Origin of the sequence: Burkholderia sp. Ac-20392 (assembly GCF_017104585.1) — a bacterium.
Taxonomy (GTDB): Bacteria; Pseudomonadota; Gammaproteobacteria; order Burkholderiales; family Burkholderiaceae; genus Burkholderia; species Burkholderia lata.
In genome coordinates this window covers 1-2,948 of record NZ_JAAGPB010000767.1, presented here as the reverse complement: position 1 = coordinate 2,948, position 2,948 = coordinate 1, and the positions used below count along the sequence as shown (strand labels likewise).

Here is a 2,948-nt window from a genome sequence, read left to right as displayed (position 1 = left end):
GCAGGCGCTCGCCGGCCAGCGTCAGCGGCAGCAGCGCGGTACGCGTGTCGACCGGCCGCCCGGCGCTGCTCGCATCGGCCGGCAGCGTCACGGCTTCGAGGCCGCCCGTGGCGAGCAGGTGCGGATCGTCGAACAGGTCGTGCGGTTTCGTGATCGGCGCGTACGGCAGGCCATTCGATTCGAAGATCGCGCCGATCTCCGCGGCCGAATGCGGCGCGAGCCGCGCGCGCAACTCGGGCAGCAGCCAGTCGCGCGCCTGCACGCGCAGGTTGTTGGTCGCAAGGCGCGGATCGTCCTTCAGCGCGGTCAGGCCGAATGCATCGCAGAACAGCGCCCACTGCGTATCCGACACGACCGCGAGAAAGATCTGTTCGCCATCCTTGACGGCAAACACGTCGTAGACGGCCCACGCGGAAATGCGGCTCGGCATCGGCGATGCGGCCTGCCCGGTCACCGCGAATTGCATCATGTGCTGCGCGACGAGGAACACGTTGTTCTCGAACAGCGAACTCTGCACCTGCTGGCCACGGCCGGTGCGCTCGCGCTGCGCGAGCGCGGCCATCGCACCGATCGCACCGAACATGCCGCCCATGATGTCGTTCACGCTCGCGCCCGCGCGCAGCGGCCGCCCTTCCGGGCCCGTCATGTACGCGAGGCCGCCCATCATCTGCACCACTTCGTCGAGCGCGGTGCGGTGCTCGTACGGCCCCGGCAGAAAGCCCTTGTGCGACACGTACACGAGGCCCGGATTCAACGCGGACAGCGCCGGATAACCGAGGCCGAGCCGGTCCATCGTGCCGCTCTTGAAGTTCTCGCTGAACACGTCCGCCGTCGCGATGAGCCGCAGCACGATCTCCAGCCCGCGCGGATCTTTCACGTCGACGGCAAGGCTCTTCTTGTTGCGGTTGAACATCCCGAAGAAACCCGCACCCGAACCGCGCAGTGCGCGGGTGCTGTCGCCCGCGATCGGTTCGATCTTGATGACCTCCGCGCCGAGATCGGCGAGCAGCATCCCGCAGGTCGGGCCCATCACCATGTGCGTCATCTCGATCACGCGCACACCTTCGTACGGCAGTGGCGAAGCCGGTTGGCGGTCGTTCATTGCGCGACTCCCGACAGGCATCCTTCCGGTTGCTCCGCGGTGGGAGAACGGCCGTCCGCGTAACGGAAGCCCTTCGGCAACCCGGCGTCCGGCACGTGGCCATACAGCGCCTCGTCCGGCAGCGCCGCGTGCAGGATCGCGCGCGCGGCAAGCAGCGCGTCGACGTCGACTCCCGTGTCGAATCCCATCGATTCGAGCAGGAACACGAGATCCTCGGTGACGATGTTGCCGGTCGCGCCCGGCGCGTACGGACAACCGCCGAGTCCGCCCTGGCTCGCGTCGATCGTCGTCACGCCCGCGTCGAGCGCCGCGACGACGTTCGCGAGCCCCTGCCCGCGCGTATTGTGGAAATGCGCGCCGCCCGCCTTGTCGCCGACTTCGCGGTGCAGCCGGGCGAACAGCCGGCGCACCTGCGCCGGGTTCGCATAGCCGCTCGTGTCGGACAGCCCGATTTCGTCGACGCCACATTCGGCCATCGCCACCGCCATCGCGATCGTCTCGTCGTCGCTGACGGCGCCCGCGATCGTGCAGCCGAACGCGACCGACACGCCCGCCTCGATCTGCACCGACGGAAACCGCGCATTGCGCAGCGCGACGATCGCGCGCACCTCGTCGACCATCTGCGCGGGCGTCTTGCGGATGTTCGCCAGCGAGTGCGCCTCCGTCACCGACACCGGCAGCGTCAGTTTGTGCACGCCTGCCTCGAATGCGCCCTCGGCACCGCGCAGGTTCGGCGCAAGCGCAGCGACATGCAGCCCGGGAATCGCCAGCGCGTGTGCAACGACTTCGCCCACATCGGCCATCTGCGGCAACAGCCTGGCCGGCACGAACGACCCGACCTCGATCTCGCGCAGGCCGGCCGCGGCCAGCGCGGTGATCCAGCTCAGCTTGCCGGCCGTCGACATCACGGCCTTGATGCTCTGCAGGCCGTCGCGCGGCCCGACCTCGCTGACCAGCACCTTCGGGTATTCGGAAACGCTCATTTGACACTCCATCGTTCTATCTGAAAGAACATCGTTCTGCTTGATAGAACTCTAAGCGCGCATCGAATGGGCGGTAAGCGGGGTATACCCGTGAAATTGCGATTTTATGGAACTTGAGTTCTGTCAGACAGAACGATATAGTCGACCGATCATCATCCGAAGGAAGCAGGCAGTGCCCAAGACTCACACCGATCACGCCGGCAGCGAGCCCGATTCGCCGGCCGAAGAAACGTCCAGCGGCGTCGCCGTTCTCGATCGCGCGTTCGCGATCCTCCGTGCGTTCGGGCAGACCGACGACCGGCTGTCGCTCGCGGAGCTGTCGCGCCGCACCGGGCTGTACAAGAGCACGATCCTGCGCCTGCTCACGGCGCTCGAACATGGCGGCTTCATGCGCAAGCTCGACGACGGCCAGTACGCGATCGGGCACGAGCCGCAGCGGCTCGCCGCGCTGTACCAGCGTTCTTTCCGGGTCGGCCCGGTGGTCGAGCCGCTGCTCGAGACGCTGAGCCGCGAACTCGGCGAAACGGCGTCGTTCTACGTGCGCCAGGGCGACATGCGTTCGGTGCTGTATCGGGTCGAGCCCGCGCGTGCGGTGCGCGTGTCGATTCGTGTCGGCGAGGAGTTTCCGGTGCGCCAGGGCGCGTCCGGGAAGGTGCTGCTGGCGTTCACCGACATGCAGGATGCGCAATGGAACGACGTGCGCGAACAGCTGTGGGCCGCGTCGTACGGCGAGCGCGATCCCGAGACGGCGTCGGCGTCCGCGCCCGTGTTCGGTGCGGCCGGCGAGTGTGTCGGCGCGCTGACCGTATCGGGCCCGAAATCGCGGCTCGCCGACGCGCCGGCGATGGCGGCGGCACTCGCGA

At 67.9% G+C, this 2,948-nt stretch carries 3 protein-coding genes; 1 reads left to right on the top strand and 2 read right to left on the bottom strand.

Annotation, left to right across the window (positions count from 1 at the left end; all coding sequences use genetic code 11):
- Together G3N99_RS37940 and G3N99_RS37935 are read right to left on the bottom strand one after the other, a co-directional pair.
- Positions 1-1,102 (bottom strand): CoA transferase (locus G3N99_RS37940; protein ID WP_206124936.1); only part of this gene is annotated, 1,102 nt, incomplete at its 3' end.
- Positions 1,099-2,085: a hydroxymethylglutaryl-CoA lyase gene (locus tag G3N99_RS37935; protein WP_206124935.1), complete on the bottom strand. Its 987-nt coding sequence runs from the start codon at positions 2,083-2,085 to the stop codon at positions 1,099-1,101. The genes G3N99_RS37935 and G3N99_RS37940, both read right to left, overlap by 4 nt.
- Before the next feature lie 172 nt (positions 2,086-2,257).
- Between G3N99_RS37935 and G3N99_RS37930 the strand changes: the two genes are divergently transcribed.
- A partial coding sequence (locus tag G3N99_RS37930) for an IclR family transcriptional regulator (RefSeq protein ID WP_206124934.1) occupies positions 2,258-2,948 on the top strand: 691 nt, incomplete at its 3' end.